Genomic DNA, 15,814 nt, shown 5'->3' on the forward strand with positions numbered 1-15,814 from the left:
ACGACCAGGTACGGGCGGACACCGTCGTCCTCGACCCGCGCGCAGACCTCTCGCACCCGCGAGAGGTTTTTCGCATTTCTGGCCCACCCACAGCCGGAGGCGAGAGCGCGAGGGACTATGTGAGGGCGGTGGAGCCGGTCATTCCGGTATGACCGAGATCCCATCCTCAGGAGCCTTGACACCATGACCGAAACCAGCGAGCTCGACGATTCGTTCCACGTCTTCGACACCACCCTGCGCGACGGCGCCCAGCGGGAGGGCATCAACCTCACGGTCGCGGACAAGCTGGCCATCGCGCGGCACCTGGACGACTTCGGCGTGGGCTTCATCGAGGGCGGCTGGCCGGGCGCGAACCCGCGGGACACCGAGTTCTTCGCCCGCGCCCAGCAGGAGATCGACTTCCGGCACGCCCAGCTCGTCGCGTTCGGCTCCACCCGCCGCGCCGGAACCACCGCCGCCCAGGACCCGCAGGTCAGGGCGCTCCTGGAGTCCGGCGCGCCGGTGATCACGCTGGTCGCCAAGTCGCACGACCGCCATGTCGAGCTCGCCCTGCGCACCACCCTGGACGAGAACCTGGCGATGGTCCGCGACACCGTGTCCTTCCTCAAGGAGCAGGGCCGCCGGGTCTTCATCGACTGCGAGCACTTCTTCGACGGCTACCGCGCCAACCCCGAATACGCCAAGGCGGTCGTCCGTACGGCCTCGGAGGCCGGTGCGGACGTCGTCGTCCTGTGCGACACCAACGGCGGCATGCTCCCGGCCCAGATCCAGGCCGTCGTCTCCACGGTCCTCGCGGACACCGGCGCCCGGCTCGGCATCCACGCCCAGGACGACACGGGCTGCGCGGTCGCCAACACCCTGGCCGCCGTCGACGCGGGCGCGACCCACGTCCAGTGCACGGCCAACGGCTACGGCGAGCGCGTCGGCAACGCCAACCTGTTCCCGGTCGTGGCGGCCCTGGAGCTGAAGTACGGCAAGAAGGTCCTGCCCGAGGGGCGCCTGCGCGAGATGACCCGCATCTCGCACGCCATCGCCGAGGTCGTCAACCTCACCCCCTCCACGCACCAGCCCTACGTCGGCCTCTCCGCCTTCGCCCACAAGGCCGGCCTGCACGCCTCGGCCATCAAGGTCGACCCGGACCTGTACCAGCACATCGACCCCGAGCAGGTCGGCAACACCATGCGGATGCTGGTCTCCGACATGGCCGGGCGTGCCTCCATCGAGCTCAAGGGCAAGGAACTCGGCGTCGACCTCGGCGGCGACCGGGAGCTGGTCGGCCGGGTCGTCGAGCGGGTGAAGGAGCGCGAGCTCAGGGGCTACACGTACGAGGCGGCCGACGCGAGCTTCGAACTCCTCCTGCGCGCCGAGGTCCAGGGCAAGCCGCTGCGGTACTTCGAGGTCGAGTCCTGGCGCGCCATCGTGGAGGACCGGCCCGACGGCTCCCACGCCAACGAGGCCACGGTCAAGCTGTGGGCCAAGGGCGAGCGCATCGTCGCCACGGCCGAGGGCAACGGCCCGGTCAACGCCCTGGACCGGTCCCTGCGCGTGGGCCTGGAGAAGATCTACCCCCAGCTCGCCAAGCTGGAACTGGTGGACTACAAGGTCCGCATCCTGGAGGGCAAGCACGGCTCCAACTCCACGACCCGTGTGCTGATCTCCACGTCCGACGGCACCGGCGAGTGGTCGACGGTCGGCGTCGCCGACAACGTCATCGCCGCGAGCTGGCAGGCCCTGGAGGACGCCTACACCTACGGGCTGCTGCGCGCGGGGGTCGCTCCGGCGGAGTAGCCACGGTCCGGCCGGGCCGGGCACCCGGGGCGCGTGTCACATCGCCGTGTCCCGGGACCGCGGTACCGGGACCTCGCCGCCCCGGTCACGGCCGGGGGTCCGGTCGAGGCGGAAGAGGCCCGCCGTGTGGGAGCGCTGGCCGGTGGCGCTGCTGGTGGAGCGGGTCAGCTCCTCGACGCCGTCGGCCAGATAGCCGACCCACGCCGCGCCCTCGTCCTCGATGATCCGCTGCGCGTCGGTCCGCAGCCGCTCGATCACCCCGAGCAGGGCGGCCTGCTCCTTGTCGCTGGGGGAGTCGGTGGTCCTGAGGAACGCCTGCGCCCAGTCGGACTGCGCCTTCTTGAGGATCTGCTGCAACGCCATCTCCGCGCGGATGTAGCGGGTCCAGGACGCCGAGAACCCGAAGATCCGGTCGAAGAGCACGCAGCCCGCCCCGCCGGCCAGGAACACGAAGCCCCACTCGGGCTGCACGGCCGTGGGCGAGGCCGCGTGCACCAGCGGCGTGAGCGTGCCGACGACGCCCAGCAGCGTGGCGAGCGCCCGCAGGGAACGCGACCACAGCGACGGTCCCCGGCGCCGCGCCAGATACCAGCCGATCGCCGACGTCACCTCCGCCTCGGCATGCCGGAACAGCTCCCACAGCAGATCGGCCCGCGTGCGCGACCGGTCCAGCTCGGTCAGCTCGGACACCGTCATGTCCGCAGCCCTGCGTCGTCCGAACATGTCCCTGTTCCCGCCCCTCCTGGATGGCCAGAGGCATCCTAGGCGCAGCCGTGTCCACAAATCCCTGCCTCGGCGGATAACCCTTTCTGTGCGGATTCGGGTAGCTTCGAACATATGAAGGCCGCACTGGTGCGTACCGTCGTACGTCTGCTGATCGTGCCGGTCGCCGCCGTACTGGCGGTGCTGCTGGCCGGTGCGCCGGGCGCGCACGCGGCCACCGACCTCTCCAAGGTCGCCCAGGAACTGCGCGAGAACCCCGTCTACGTCGATCCGGCCGCCTCCGGGCAACTGGCGGCGTCGGACGCGGAGGCGCTCGCCGACAAGATCAAGGACGCGGACAAACCCGTCTTCGTGGCGGTTCTCCCGGCCGGCTACCCCACGCAGGACCTCTTCCGGAACCTCCGCACCGAGACCGGCGTGACCGGCCTGTACGGCATTCACCTCGGGGACCGGTTCGACGCCCGCGCCGACAGCTCCGTGATGGGCCGGCAGGCGGTGTCCAACCTGGTCACGGCGGTGCAGGACGCGGGCGACACCAAGGCCCAGCTGAACGACTTCGTCGATGACGCCCTGCGTAACGTGGGCGGTTCGGCGCCGAGCAGCTGGAGCGACGGCTCGGGCACGGACGTGCCCGTCGGCGGCCTGGTCACGATCGGCGCCCTGGCCGCGGCCGGCGGCGCGGGCGCCTACGCCCTGGTCCGCCGCAACCGGCGCCGCCACGAGGAGGAGCAGCGGGCCGCGCTGGAGAAGCTGCGGGTGGTCGTCGACGAGGACATCACCGCGTTCGGCGAGGAACTCGACCGCCTCGACTTCCATCCCGGCGAACCCGGCGCCGACGACGCGATGCGCACCGACTACGAGCGTGCCCTGGACTGCTACGAGCAGGCGAAGTCCCTGATGGCGGCCGCGGCGAAACCGGAGGACGTCCGGGCCGTCACCCAGGCCGTGGAGGACGGCCGGTTCTCGCTGGCCCGGCTCGCGGCCCGCCGCGAGGGCGACGCGCTGCCGGAGCGCCGCCCGCCCTGCTTCTTCGACCCGCGCCACGGCCCCTCGGTCGCCGACGCCACCTGGACGCCCCCGGCCGGCGCCGCCCGCGAGGTCCCGGTCTGCGCGGCCGACGAGCGGCGTCTCGCCGAGGGCCGCGACCCGGTGATCCGCGAGGTCGACACCGACCACGGCCGCCGCCCCTACTGGGAGGCCGGACCGGCGTACGGCCCCTGGGCCGGCGGCTACTTCGGCGGCGGCCTGCTGCCTGGCCTCCTCGTCGGCACCATGCTCGGCAGCATGATGGCCGCCCCCGCCTACGGGGCCGACTACGGCTCCGGCTACGGCGACTTCGGCGGCTACGAGGGCGGCGACGTCTCCGGCGCGGACTTCGACACCGGCGATTTCGGGGGCGGTTTCGGAGGAGGGGATGGGGACTTCGGCGGCGGCGGAGGCTTCGGCGGTGGCGGGGACTTCGGGGGCGGATTCTGACCCCGACCCCGAGCCCGAGCCCGAGCTTCAGGGTGCGCGGGGGGGCGTTCTGACCCGGGCCAGGGCTCCAGGGGGCGGGTTCTAACCTCGGGCCCGAGCCCGAGCTTCGCGGTGCGCGGCGGGCGGGTTCTGACCCGGGACAGGGCTCCAGGGGGCGGGTTCTAACCTCGGGCCCGAACCCGAGCTTCGCGGTGCGCGGCGGGCGGGTTCTGACCCGGGACAGGGCTTCAAGGGGCGGCGGGCGGGTTCTGACCCCGGGCCCGTGCCCGGCTTCGCAGTGCCGGGGGGCGGGTTCGGGCCGGAGTCTGTGCTTCACGGCACCGGGGGCGGGTTCCGATCAGGGCCTGCGCTTCACGGCACCCGGGGGACCGGTTCCGACCAGCGCCTGCCCGCTACGGCACGCGAGCTCAGTGACGTGGCGTCCGCTGGCCCACGGCTTGCTGCCGCCGCACCGCCACCCCGGCGACCGCGAACGCCGCAGCGACCAGAGCCGCGCTGACCCACACCGGCGCCCGGTATCCGAACCCCGCGCCGATCACCGCGCCTCCGGCCCAGGGGCCCACCGCCGCCCCCACGTTGAACGCCGCCGTCGCGAAACCCCCGGCCAGCGTCGGCGCCCCCTGTGCCGCGTACAGCGCCCGGGCGATCAGCGTGGAGCCGACGCCAAAGGACAGGGCACCCTGCGCGAAGACGAGCGCGAGTGCCGGGACCGGGTGTCCGGCCCCGAGGGCCAGGGCGCACCAGCCCGCACCCAGTGCGAGGCCCCCAGCCGTGAGAAACGGCAGGGGACGCCGGTCGGCGAAGCGCCCCGCGGCGGTCACCCCCGTGAACGCCCCGGCCCCGAACAGTGCCAGGACCCCGGGAACCCAGGGGTCGCCCAGCCCCGTCACCTCGGTGACCAGCGGCGCGAGATAGGTGAAGGTGCAGAACGTCGCGCCGTTCACGAGGGCACCCAGCAGCAGGGTGAGGAGCAGCCGGGGGTTGCGCAGCGACCGCAGTTCACCGCGCAACGCGGGCGGCGCACCCTCGGCCGCACCACCCGGCACGGACCGCGCCACCGCGACCAGCGCGGGCAGTGACACCAGCGCCACGGCCCAGAACGCCGCACGCCAGCCCCATAGTTCGCCGAGCACGGCCCCGGCCGGCACCCCGGCCACACACGCCAGCGTCACCCCGCCCAGCAGCGTGGACGCGGCCCGCCCCTTCGCATCGGCCGGGACCATGCCCACGGCCGCGACCAGGGCGACGGCGAGGAACCCGGCGTTGGCGAACGCCCCCACCACCCGCGTGGCGAGCAGGACCGTGAAGCTGTCGGTGAGCGCACCGACGACATGAACGGCGAGGAAGATGACGAGGAACGCCAGGAGCGCGCCCCGCCGCGGCCAGCGCCGCGCGAGCCCCGCCACGAGTGGCGCTCCCACGACCATCCCGGCCGCGAAGGCGGAGGTCAGTGCCCCCGCCGCGGGAACGGACACCCCCAGATCCCGCGCGATGTCCGGCACCAGCCCGGACAGCATGAACTCGGACGTGCCTTGCGCGAACACGGCAAGGCCCAGCAGAAGAAGAGCGAACGGCATGAAGAAGCTCCGCACCGGAAGTCGACGTCGGACACGACAGGTCGGACGGCAAACCGGCAGCGGAGCGAGCGGGCGGCCTCAGCGGCCCGGCATCGGCGTCACGAGCAGCCACCGGAGAGCCGGTGGCCGCATTCTGGACGCCTCGGGGCTGGACATGGACGGAAGGCTAGGCGGGCCCTGGGGACCGGGTCCACCGGTTTTCCTCCGGCTCCGCCCGGGCGGCGGTCGGGGGCGTGTCCCTCCGGTCGCCACCGCGATGGACGATGACGACCGCCGCGAGGCAGACGGTCAGCCCGAGGGCGGTCTGCACGCCGAACGGCTCACCGAACATCAGCGCACCCCATACCGCGGTGACCGGGGCCATCAGGAACATCAGCGTGTTGACCCGGGTGACGCCGGAGCGCTTCAGGATGAGCCAGTACAGCCCGTACCCGCCGAACGTGGACAGCCCCACGAGCCAGGCGACCGCCACCCAGAAGTCCCCCTGGGCGGGCGGTGCGGCGGTCCCGGTGGCCAGGGCCAGCACGGAGAAGAGGACCGCGCTGGTGACGCAGTGGACGGTCAGCGACACCGACGGGGCGACCCGCGAGCGGGACCGGCTCTCCAGGAACGTCGCCGCGACCAGGGACAGCATGCCGAGCAGCGGCACGGCGTACGCCCACCACGCCACATCGCCGCCCGCCGCCGCGTCGGCCAGCGTGACCACGGCGACGCCGCTCACCCCCAGGCCCAGCCCGATCCACTGCCGGCCCGAGACGTACTGCCCCAGCAGCGGTCCGGCGAGGGCGCCGGCGACCAGGGGCTGGACACCGTCGATCAGGGCCGTCGTACCGCTGGAGACGCCGAGCTGGATGGCGTAGTACACGCTGAGCAGATAGCCGCTCTGCGACAGCACGCCGACCACGGCCTGCCGGGTCAGGTCCCGGGTGGTGAGGCCTCGCCAGGCCGCTCGCATGACGACGGCGACGGCGACGAGGACGACGGCAAGGGGCAGGAACCGCCACGTCAGGATCGTCAGCGCGGATGCGCTGCCGGCGCCGAGCTTGGCCCCGATGAATCCGGAACTCCAGCACAGGACGAAGGCGAGCGAGAGAAGGACGTTCACGACATCACAACCAGTAGACAGATCGGTTTACTCGTTCCCCGCTCACTATACAGATCGGTATAGTCTGGTGTCATGGGTACCACCGACCAGAACCCGCGCCGGATCACGATGACGCCCGCCGCCCGCCGTGCCCTGACGGCCGCCGCCAGGCTGTTCTACGAGCGCGGCATCCATGCCGTCGGCGTCGACCTCATCGCCGCCGAGGCCGGGGTCACGAAGAAGACTCTCTACGACCGGTTCGGCTCCAAGGAGCAGATCGTCGTGGAGTACCTGGCGGACCGCGACGAGCGCTGGCGGGCCTTCCTTGCCGAGCGCCTCGACGCGGCCGGGCCGGACCCGCGCGAGCGCGTCCTGGCCGTGTTCGACGCCTCGCGCGCCTGGGCGGAGGAGTTCAGCCCCAAGGGGTGCAGCATGGTCAACGCCCACGCGGAGATCAGCGACCCCGCCCATCCGGCCCACCCGATCATCACCGGGCAGAAGCGGTGGATGCTCGCCCTGTTCACGCGCCTCACCGAGGAAATCGCGCCCGAGACGGCGGACTCGACGGCCCGGACGCTGATGCTCCTGCACGAGGGTGCCCTGGTCGCCCACGGCTTGGGCGTCTTCACGGACGCCATCGCCCACGCCCGCGAACAGGCCCGCGCGCTGCTCGCATAGCGGACGGAAACTGTCCTACATCCTCCCTACGGTGATGCCATGACCACCTCCGACGGCACCGGCCCTCTCTCCTTCGATACCACGGCCGGCCTGGACTCCTGGCTCACCGGCCACCCGGCCCCGCATCCCGGCCTCTGGGTCAGGATCGCGAAGAAGGGTTCGGGCGTCCCCTCCGTCAGCGCCGCCGACGTCAACGACGTGGCGCTGTGCCACGGGTGGATCACCGGGCAGCGCAAGGGGCTTGACGAGACGTACTACCTCCAGCGGATCACCCCGCGGCGCCCCGACAGTCTCTGGTCCATGGTCAACGTCCGGCGGATCGAGGAGCTGGCCGCCGCCGGGCGGATGCGGCCCGGCGGACGCGCGGAGGTGGCGGCGGCACGGGCGGACGGCCGGTGGGAGGCGGCGTACGCGTCCCAGAAGGAGGCCGAGGTCCCGGACGACCTGGCGGCAGCGCTGGCCCGCAGCCCCCGGGCCGCGGCGGCCTTCGAGACACTCGGACGCACGGACCGCTACCTGGCGATGCTCGGCGTACTCCGAGCCAGGACGACGGAGAGCCGGGCCGCGCAGGTGGCGGCGGCGGTCGTGAAGCTGGAGTCACAGGCATCGGACCGCTGAGCCCGACGGGAGTCCGGGCCGGGGGCGGGGGAGGCGGCGGGGTCTTTCGACCGCATGGGGCGGGCCCGATGCCTGGTGGCGGCCCGGCGTGACGTGCGAGGCGGTACCGGGCGCGAGGACGGTGAGACCGCAGGGCCCGTCCGCCGCATGGGGCGGGCCCGACACCCCTCGGTGTCGGGCCCTGAAGCCGCAGGTCAGAGAGTCGACGCCGCCGACGCGATGGCGGAGGCGAAGGTGGAGACCTCCGTGTAGACGCCGGGAGCCTCGGGCCGGGCGCAGCCCTCGCCCCAGCTGACGATGCCGACCTGGATCCAGCCGCCCGCGCTGTCCTTGCGGAACATCGGGCCGCCGGAGTCGCCCTGACAGGTGTCGACACCTCCCGCGTCGAAGCCGGCGCAGATCTCCTCGCTCGCGACGAGGCCGCTGTACAGGCCGCCGTAGGCCTTGCACGCGGCGTCGCCGACGAACGGCACGGTCGCCTTCAGGAGGTAGCGCTGCTGGGAGCCGCCCTCACGGTTCGCGCCCCAGCCGGCCACGGTGAAGTCACCGGTGTTGTACTGCGCGGTGGTGGCAATCTTCAGGGTCGGCAGGTTGATGGGCTGGGCGAGCTTGATGAGCGCCCAGTCCTTGCCGGTGCCGTTGTAGCCGGGGGCGCGCAGCACCTTGGTGGAGCGGACCTGGACCCGGCCGCTGGTGGACTGGAGGTCGACGACCCCCGCGGTGGCGGTGATGCCGGTGTTGTTGCCGGACCGGCTCACGCAGTGCGCGGCCGTGAGCACGATCTGCTGGGTGTAGAGCGCGCCGCCACAGCCCATGGAGAGCCGGACCATGAACGGGAACTCGCCCTGCGCGGCCCGGGTCCCGCCGACGACGGGCGACGGGGCGGCCTGCGCGGCGGAGACGGGCTGGAGACTGGCGATCGCGAGCGCGGCGGCGCCGAGGACCGCGCATCTCTTGAGGGCCGTGAGAAGTCTCTTCAACGTGATGCCTTCCGTGGGGGGTTGACTGGGGAGGTGCAACCGAAGCATCAGATTGACGAGTGCATGACAGCAGCAAGGGCAAAAAGAACGTCCATGTGCTGGCATGGACTGGTCAAAATACTGCTGCTGGATTATGGGAACGCCGACAGTCTTTGCACAAGGGGCGGGAACCGGCCAGACCGGCCCGGGTGACGTCACCGGGCCGGCCCCGCGGGGCTCACGCGTTCCTGATGGCCGAGATGTCGAAGTTGAGCTTGATCTTGTCGGAGACCAGGACGCCGCCGGTCTCCAGCGCCGCGTTCCAGGTCAGACCCCACTCGGAGCGCAGGATCTCCGCCTTGCCCTCGAAACCGACGCGCTCGTTGCCGAAGGGGTCCTTCGCGGCGCCGTTGAACTCCAGGTCGATGGCGAGGGGCCGGGTGGTGCCGAGGATCGTCAGGTCGCCGGTGATCCGGTAGTCGTCACCGCCGAGCGCCTCCGCCTTGGTGGAGCGGAACGTCATGGCCGGGAACTCGTCCGCCTTGAAGAAGTCCGCGCTCTTGAGGTGGCCGTCGCGGTCGGCGTTGCCCGTGCTGATGCTGTCCATCACGACGTCGATGGAGGCCGTCGACCGCGACGGGTCGGTGCCGTCGAGCCGGAGCGTGCCGGTGAAGTCCTGGAAGCTGCCCTTGACGTTGGTGACCATGGCGTGCCGGGCCACGAAGCCGATCGTCGAGTGCGCGGGGTCGATCGTGTAGTCGCCGGTCAGAGCGGCGAGCTCGGGGCTCACGGCGGCACCGGTGGCGGTGGCGGTCTGGGCGTCGTTGCGGCTGAAGATGCTCATGAGGTGTGCCTCCTGTGCGTGAAGTTGAACGTTTAACTACTCCAACGAGACTCACCGTAGACCTATTCCGTTCAATGTTCAACATCTTCGCCGGGTGTGTCGCCCCGCGTCCGCCGCACCCTCCCGTACCCCCGGTCGGCGCAATCGCGCGGCCCGCAGGGGTGGTCCTGCCGGACGCGGTGGGTGGCGGCCCGGAACGCGGTGGCGCACGGGCCGGAGCCTGCCGGTGCGCTCGGCGGTGGCGTGTCGCACCGGGCCCAGGCGGCCCGCCGTGCGGTGGCGGTGTCCGGCGAGACGGGGTTCCGTTTCCAGTGACCGTATGGAGACAGACGAGACCACGGCGGACGCACAGCGCAGGGGAGAGCGACTCGTGACACTCACCGGCTCCGGCTCGGCCTACGACCCACCGGCGGACCCCGCCCCGCGCCGCTCCACGACCCCCGTCCCCGGCCGGGTGAACCAGTACGGGCCGCCGCGACGACTCGACCGGCGCGTGGCCCTGGTCACCGGTGCCTCCTCCGGCATCGGGGCGGCCACGGCACGGCGGTTCGCCATGGACGGCTGGCAGCTGCTCCTCAGCGGACGCGACCGGCACCGCCTGGAGCAGACGGCGTCCGGCACCTCGGCCGTCCTGCTGCCCGCCGACCTCGCGGCCCCGGACGGCCCGCGCCTGCTGGCCCGGTCCGCGCTGCACACCACCGGCCGGATCGACGTCCTGGTCGCCGGGGCGGGCATGGGCTGGACGGGCCCCTTCACCGCCATGCCGCACACCGACATCGACCGGGTGCTGACCCTGGACCTCAACGCCACGCTCCACCTCGTGCGCGAGGTGCTGCCCTCCATGATCGCGGCCGGGCGGGGGCGCGTGGTGCTGCTCGGCTCGGTCGCGGGCTGCGTGGGCCTGCGGGAGGAGGCGGTGTACTCCGCCGCCAAGGCCGGCCTGGCCGCCTTCGCCGAGGCGCTGCGCCAGGAACTGCGCGGTACGGGCGTGGGCGTGACCTTCGTCGTGCCCGGAGCCGTCGACACGGCCTTCCACGCCCGCCGCGGCAGGCCCTACGACGGCACCCGCGCCGGTCTCCTCTCGCCCGGCTGCGTCGCCGGCACGATCTGGGAGGCCGTCCGGCACAACCGCGACGAGGCTTACGTCCCCACCTGGCTGACCCTCCCCGGCCGGGTCCGCGGCCTCGCGCCGGGCCTGTACCGCCGCCTGTTGAACCGCTTCGGCTGACCCCCGCCGGCCGTTCCCGTTCCGGTCACCCGGGCTGTTCCTGGTCCGGTCACCCGGGCCGTTCCCGGCTCGTGCCCACCCCGGCCAGTGATCCGCGGGCGCGGCGTTGAACGCCGCCATGCTGCCGCTCGCGCCGGCCGGCATCGCGGCGGGCACGGCGGCCACCCGGCTGGGGCTGCCGGTCACCCTTGCTCTGCCCGGTTCCCGTCCCTCTTGCGTCCCGGTTCCGGTCACCCTGGCCGTCCCCGTGTCCCGGCCCCCTTGCCCCCCGGTTCCGGTCACCCTGGCCGTCCCCCCCGCCCCGGCCCCCCCTTGCCTCCCGGTTCCGGTCACCCTGGCCGTCCCCCCCCGCCCCGGCCCCCCCTTGCCTCCCGGTTCCGGTCACCCTGGCCGTTCCCCCCGCCCCGGCCCCCCTTGCCTCCCGGTTCCGGTCACGCTGACCGTCCCCCCGCCCCAGCCCCCTTGCCCTCCCGGTTCCGGTTGGCCGTTCCCCCGTCCCGGTCCCTCTTGCCCCCGGTTCCGGTCACCCTGGCCGTTCCCCCCGTCACGGTCCCCCTTGCGTCCCGGTTCCGGTCACCTGGCCGTCCCCCCGCCCGCCCCGGTCACTCCCGCCGTTCGCCCGTTCCGGTCACTCCGGCCGGCTCCACCGTTCAGGTGACCGCCTCCCCGTGGTAGGGCATGGGCATGTCTCCCCAGCGCCGCCTCTTCCCCCGCCGTACGGCCGGGGCCGCCGCCCTGCTCCGGCCCAGCCGCCGGGCCCTGCTGCTGGCGGCCGCGGTCCTCGCGGCGACCGGTGGCGCGGCGCCCGCCGGCCGGGGCGCCGACGCGTCGGGCGCGTCCGGCGACCAAGGTGCTCCTGGCGATCCGTACGACACCCTGCGCCGCCGCTGGCTCGGCATCGCCCTCGGCACGGGTTACGACCCGAAGGCCGAGCCCTACGCCACCCGGCTCGCCGAGACCGGCGCACTCGCCCGCGCCCTGCGCGCGAGCATGGCCCCGGCGGCGGACTCCCTCTGGCCCGGGCATCCCTTCGACCCGCCGACCGGCATCACCCTCAGCTACGGCCGCCTGTGGACCATGACCCGGGCCTACGTCCAGCAGGGCACCGGCTCGACCGCCGACCCCGGCCTCCTCGCCGGCATCCTGCGCGGCCTCGACCACCTCTCCGCCGCTGTCTACAACCCCTCCACCACCCGCTACGGCAACTGGTGGGAGTGGCAGATCGGCAGCCCCCGGCTGCTCACCGACATCGCGGCCGCCCTGCACGAGGAGCTGGGGGAGGCCCGCGTCAGCGCCGTATGCGCCGCCGTCGACCACTTCGTCCCCGACTCGGCCCTCGGCGACTACAGCGGCACCTCCACCGGCGCCAACCGCGTCGACCTGTGCCGCTCCGTCGCCCTGCGCGGTATCCTCGGCCGCGACCCCGCCAAGATCGCCCTCGCCCGGGACGCGCTCTCCCCGGTCTTCCCGTACGTCACCCGGGGCGACGGCCTCTACGCCGACGGCTCCTTCGTCCAGCACACCTGGGTCGCCTACTCGGGCACGTACGGCCAGGTCATGCTCGACGGCCTCGGCCGGCTCTTCGCCCTGCTCGCCGGATCCGGCTGGGAGGTCACCGACCCCAACCGGCAGATCGTCCTCGACAGCGTCGAGCGCGCCTACGTGCCGCTCATCCACGACGGGCTGGTCATGGACAGCGTCAACGGCCGGGCCATCAGCCGCGGTCACCTCACCACCGACGACCGCAAGGTCATGCGCAGCGACCACTACCACGGCCACCAGCTCATCGCCGCCATCGCCCTGCTCGCGGCCGGTGCGAGCCCGGCGGAACGCGACCGCTGGCACGCCCGCGTCAAGGGCTGGATCGACCGGGACACCGTGACCCCGATCCTGACGGCACCCCAGTTCGGCGTCGCCGATCTGGCCCGGCTGCACGCCATCGCCGAATCACCCGCCCCGGCCGCGCCCGAACCCGCCGGGCACCACCTCTTCGCCGCCATGGACCGTGCCGTCCACCGCGGCCCCGGTTTCACCGTGAACATCGCCATGGCCGGCGACCGCATCGCCCACTACGAGTGCGGCAACGGCGAGAACCCCCGCGGCTGGCACACCGGCGCGGGCATGGTCAGCTGGTGGGCGGGCGCGAGCGACCAGTACACGGACTGGTTCTGGCCGACCGTCGACTGGTACCGGCTGCCCGGCACCACTGTCTCCACCAAGCGGCTCGCCGACCGTGAAGGCGGCGAGTGGGGCACGGCCCGCCCGGACGCGCGCTGGGTCGGCGGCACCACCGACGGCGTGTACGCGGCCATCGGCCAGCACCTCAAGGGCCTCGGCTCCACCCTCGAAGCCCGCAAGTCCTGGTTCTGCGTCGCGGACGCGGTGATCTGCCTGGGCGCCGGGATCACCTGCGCCGACGGCGTCCCGGTCGAGACGGTCGTCGACAACCGCAACCTCGGCGCATCCGGCACCCAACGCTTCGTCAAGGGGCCGAACTGGGCCCACCTGGAGGACCACGGCGGCTGGGTCCTGCTCGGCCGCGAGCCGAAGGCGCTGCGCGAGGACCGCACCGGCGCCTGGTCCGACATCAACACCGCCGGCACGCCGGAGCGGCGCACCCGCCGCTGGCAGACCCTCTGGCTCGAGCACGGCACCGACCCCGAAGACGCCGCGTACGCCTACGTCCTGATGCCCGGGGCCTCCCGACGCGCGGTCGCGCGCCGCGCCTCCGACCGCCGCTGGCTGTCGGTCCTCGCCAACGACGCCGGCCGCCAGGCGGTCACCGTGCCGTCCCTCGGCTGCACGGCCGCCAACTTCTGGCAGGCGGGGACGGCGGGCCCGCTCTCCGCCTCCGGCGGCGCGAGCGTGCTGATCGTCCGCCGGGGCCGTACCGCTACCCTCTGCGTGAGCGAACCGCCCCGCACGGGCCAGCCGCTGGAGATCGTCTGGGACCACCCGGTCCGCCGCGTCGTGCACGTGGACGAGACGGTCGAGGCACACTCGACAGGCACCCGGCTCCGCCTCGTCATCACCCCGGGGACGGCTTGCGCGACCCACCGATGTGAGGTGACGCTCGCGTGAGCCTTGTCGGACCCTTACAAGCCGCACCGCCTCTGAGCAGTCGAAAAGGCTGCACCCCGCCATGGTTCTGTTCAGGGGTACCAGGAAAACACGCCGGAGACTGTGAGGAGTCGACGGCCCGCATTCATGGGTTGGCTTCGTAAGGTCACTACATGACCGTTTTGGATGAGGCGCCGGGCGAGCCGACCGACGCGCGCGGACGCGTGGCCGAACTGCACGAGATCCGTGCGCAGGCGGTGGCCGGACCGAGCGAGAAGGCGACCGAGGCGCAGCACGCCAAGGGCAAGCTGACCGCGCGGGAGCGCATCGAACTCCTTCTCGACCCGGAGTCCTTCCGGGAGGTCGAGCAGTTGCGCCGGCACCGGGCCACGGGCTTCGGCCTGGAGGCCAAGAAGCCGTACACCGACGGTGTGATCACCGGCTGGGGCACGGTGGAGGGCCGCACGGTCTTCGTCTACGCGCACGACTTCCGCATCTTCGGCGGCGCCCTGGGCGAGGCCCACGCCACGAAGATCCACAAGATCATGGACATGGCCATCGCGGCCGGTGCCCCGCTGGTGTCGCTGAACGACGGAGCCGGCGCCCGCATCCAGGAGGGCGTCTCGGCGCTCGCCGGCTACGGCGGCATCTTCCAGCGCAACACCAAGGCCTCGGGCGTGATCCCGCAGATCTCGGTCATGCTCGGCCCCTGCGCGGGCGGCGCGGCCTACAGCCCCGCCCTCACCGACTTCGTCTTCATGGTCCGCGAGACCTCGCAGATGTTCATCACCGGCCCCGACGTCGTCAAGGCGGTCACCGGCGAGGAGATCACGCAGAACGGCCTGGGCGGTGCGGACGTCCACGCCGAGACGTCCGGTGTCTGCCACTTCGCCTACGACGACGAGGAGACCTGCATCGCCGAGGTCCGCTACCTCCTGTCGATGCTCCCGCAGAACAACCGCGAGAACCCGCCCCGCACGGAGCCCTCGGACACGGCCGGCCGCCGCTCGGACGTCCTCCTGGACCTGGTCCCGGCGGACGGCAACCGGCCGTACGACATGGCCAAGGTCATCGAGGAGATCGTCGACGACGGCGACTACCTCGAGGTGCACGAGCGCTGGGCCCGCAACATCATCTGCGCGCTGGGCCGGATGGACGGCCAGGTCGTCGGCATCGTGGCGAACCAGCCCCAGTCGCTGGCGGGAGTGCTGGACATCGAGGCCTCCGAGAAGGCGGCCCGCTTCGTCCAGATGTGCGACGCGTTCAACATCCCGATCGTCACTCTTCTGGACGTCCCCGGCTTCCTGCCGGGCGTCGACCAGGAGCACGGTGGCATCATCCGCCACGGCGCGAAGCTCCTGTACGCCTACTGCAACGCGACCGTGCCGAGGATCTCGCTGATCCTGCGCAAGGCCTACGGAGGTGCGTACATCGTCATGGACAGCCAGTCCATCGGTGCGGACCTCACCTACGCCTGGCCGACGAACGAGATCGCCGTCATGGGCGCGGAGGGCGCGGCCAACGTCATCTTCCGCCGCCAGATCGCCGAGGCCGAGGACCCCGAGGCCATGCGGGCCCGCATGGTCAAGGAGTACAAGTCCGAGCTGATGCACCCCTACTACGCGGCCGAGCGGGGCCTGGTCGACGACGTCATCGACCCCGCCGAGACCCGCGAGGTGCTCATCAAGTCCCTCGCCATGCTCCAGACCAAGCACGCGGACCTGCCGTCCCGCAAGCACGGCAACCCGCCGCAGTAACCCGGCGGACATCTTCCTCATG

The 15,814-nt window shown here is 72.5% G+C and carries 12 protein-coding genes; 7 read left to right on the plus strand and 5 right to left on the minus strand.

The genetic code is table 11. The annotated features are described in order from the left end of the window. The first annotated feature begins 183 nt into the window (after window positions 1–183). On the plus strand, window positions 184–1,788 hold the full coding sequence (gene cimA / locus CEB94_RS28535; protein WP_175434908.1) for a citramalate synthase: 1,605 nt from the start codon (window positions 184–186) through the stop codon (window positions 1,786–1,788). A gap of 36 nt (window positions 1,789–1,824) precedes the next feature. Here cimA and CEB94_RS28540 read toward each other — a convergent pair whose 3' ends face one another. Beyond that, window positions 1,825–2,511, minus strand: coding sequence for an SLATT domain-containing protein (locus tag CEB94_RS28540; protein ID WP_175434909.1), 687 nt, complete (start codon window positions 2,509–2,511; stop codon window positions 1,825–1,827). Between the two features lie 114 nt (window positions 2,512–2,625). Here CEB94_RS28540 and CEB94_RS28545 point away from each other — a divergent pair, with 114 nt between their 5' ends. Further along, window positions 2,626–3,987 carry a hypothetical protein gene (locus CEB94_RS28545; protein ID WP_175434910.1) on the plus strand — a complete coding sequence of 454 codons (1,362 nt, stop codon included), beginning with the start codon at window positions 2,626–2,628 and terminating at the stop codon, window positions 3,985–3,987. A 407-nt stretch (window positions 3,988–4,394) separates the two neighbouring features. On the opposite strand, the gene CEB94_RS28550 is transcribed toward CEB94_RS28545, so the two are convergent. Both CEB94_RS28550 and CEB94_RS28555 read right to left on the minus strand, forming a co-directional pair. Beyond that, window positions 4,395–5,564, minus strand: a complete 1,170-nt coding sequence (locus tag CEB94_RS28550; RefSeq protein ID WP_175434911.1) for a Cmx/CmrA family chloramphenicol efflux MFS transporter — start codon at window positions 5,562–5,564, stop codon at window positions 4,395–4,397. 166 nt (window positions 5,565–5,730) lie between these two features. Beyond that, window positions 5,731–6,669 (minus strand): DMT family transporter, encoded by a 939-nt coding sequence (locus CEB94_RS28555; protein ID WP_175434912.1) that lies wholly within the window; start codon window positions 6,667–6,669, stop codon window positions 5,731–5,733. Between the two features lie 72 nt (window positions 6,670–6,741). On the opposite strand from CEB94_RS28555, the gene CEB94_RS28560 reads away from it, so the two are divergent. After that, window positions 6,742–7,326, plus strand: a complete 585-nt coding sequence (locus CEB94_RS28560) for a TetR/AcrR family transcriptional regulator (protein WP_175434913.1) — start codon at window positions 6,742–6,744, stop codon at window positions 7,324–7,326. 39 nt (window positions 7,327–7,365) lie between these two features. Next, a complete protein-coding gene (locus CEB94_RS28565; RefSeq protein ID WP_175434914.1) occupies window positions 7,366–7,944 on the plus strand; it encodes a YdeI/OmpD-associated family protein in 579 nt (192 codons plus the stop codon). Between the two features lie 194 nt (window positions 7,945–8,138). Here CEB94_RS28565 and CEB94_RS28570 read toward each other — a convergent pair whose 3' ends face one another. After that, window positions 8,139–8,924: a S1 family peptidase gene (locus tag CEB94_RS28570; protein ID WP_175434915.1), complete on the minus strand. Its 786-nt coding sequence runs from the start codon at window positions 8,922–8,924 to the stop codon at window positions 8,139–8,141. Window positions 8,925–9,141: 217 nt separating this feature from the next. After that, the gene (locus CEB94_RS28575; RefSeq protein ID WP_175434916.1) at window positions 9,142–9,747 is read right to left on the minus strand and encodes a YceI family protein; all 606 of its coding nucleotides are present in this window, start codon (window positions 9,745–9,747) and stop codon (window positions 9,142–9,144) included. 370 nt (window positions 9,748–10,117) lie between these two features. Between CEB94_RS28575 and CEB94_RS28580 the strand changes: the two genes are divergently transcribed. From CEB94_RS28580 to CEB94_RS28590, 3 genes are all read left to right on the plus strand, one after another. After that, on the plus strand, window positions 10,118–10,975 hold the full coding sequence (locus CEB94_RS28580; RefSeq protein ID WP_175437202.1) for an SDR family NAD(P)-dependent oxidoreductase: 858 nt from the start codon (window positions 10,118–10,120) through the stop codon (window positions 10,973–10,975). 684 nt (window positions 10,976–11,659) lie between these two features. Further along, window positions 11,660–14,056, plus strand: coding sequence for a polysaccharide lyase 8 family protein (locus tag CEB94_RS28585; RefSeq protein ID WP_175434917.1), 2,397 nt, complete (start codon window positions 11,660–11,662; stop codon window positions 14,054–14,056). A gap of 152 nt (window positions 14,057–14,208) precedes the next feature. Beyond that, window positions 14,209–15,792 (plus strand): acyl-CoA carboxylase subunit beta, encoded by a 1,584-nt coding sequence (locus tag CEB94_RS28590; RefSeq protein WP_175434918.1) that lies wholly within the window; start codon window positions 14,209–14,211, stop codon window positions 15,790–15,792. The last annotated feature ends 22 nt before the right edge of the window (window positions 15,793–15,814 follow it).

Source organism: Streptomyces hawaiiensis (genome assembly GCF_004803895.1).
GTDB classification, from domain to species: domain Bacteria; phylum Actinomycetota; class Actinomycetes; order Streptomycetales; family Streptomycetaceae; genus Streptomyces; species Streptomyces hawaiiensis.

Coding starts and splice junctions, on each gene's coding strand:
- cimA (WP_175434908.1), top strand. CDS start 184: ATGACCGAAACCAGCGAGCTCGACGATTCGTTCCACGTCTTCGACACC.
- CEB94_RS28540 (WP_175434909.1), bottom strand. CDS start 2,511: ATGTTCGGACGACGCAGGGCTGCGGACATGACGGTGTCCGAGCTGACC.
- CEB94_RS28545 (WP_175434910.1), top strand. CDS start 2,626: ATGAAGGCCGCACTGGTGCGTACCGTCGTACGTCTGCTGATCGTGCCG.
- CEB94_RS28550 (WP_175434911.1), bottom strand. CDS start 5,564: ATGCCGTTCGCTCTTCTTCTGCTGGGCCTTGCCGTGTTCGCGCAAGGC.
- CEB94_RS28560 (WP_175434913.1), top strand. CDS start 6,742: ATGGGTACCACCGACCAGAACCCGCGCCGGATCACGATGACGCCCGCC.
- CEB94_RS28565 (WP_175434914.1), top strand. CDS start 7,366: ATGACCACCTCCGACGGCACCGGCCCTCTCTCCTTCGATACCACGGCC.
- CEB94_RS28575 (WP_175434916.1), bottom strand. CDS start 9,747: ATGAGCATCTTCAGCCGCAACGACGCCCAGACCGCCACCGCCACCGGT.
- CEB94_RS28585 (WP_175434917.1), top strand. CDS start 11,660: ATGTCTCCCCAGCGCCGCCTCTTCCCCCGCCGTACGGCCGGGGCCGCC.
- CEB94_RS28590 (WP_175434918.1), top strand. CDS start 14,209: ATGACCGTTTTGGATGAGGCGCCGGGCGAGCCGACCGACGCGCGCGGA.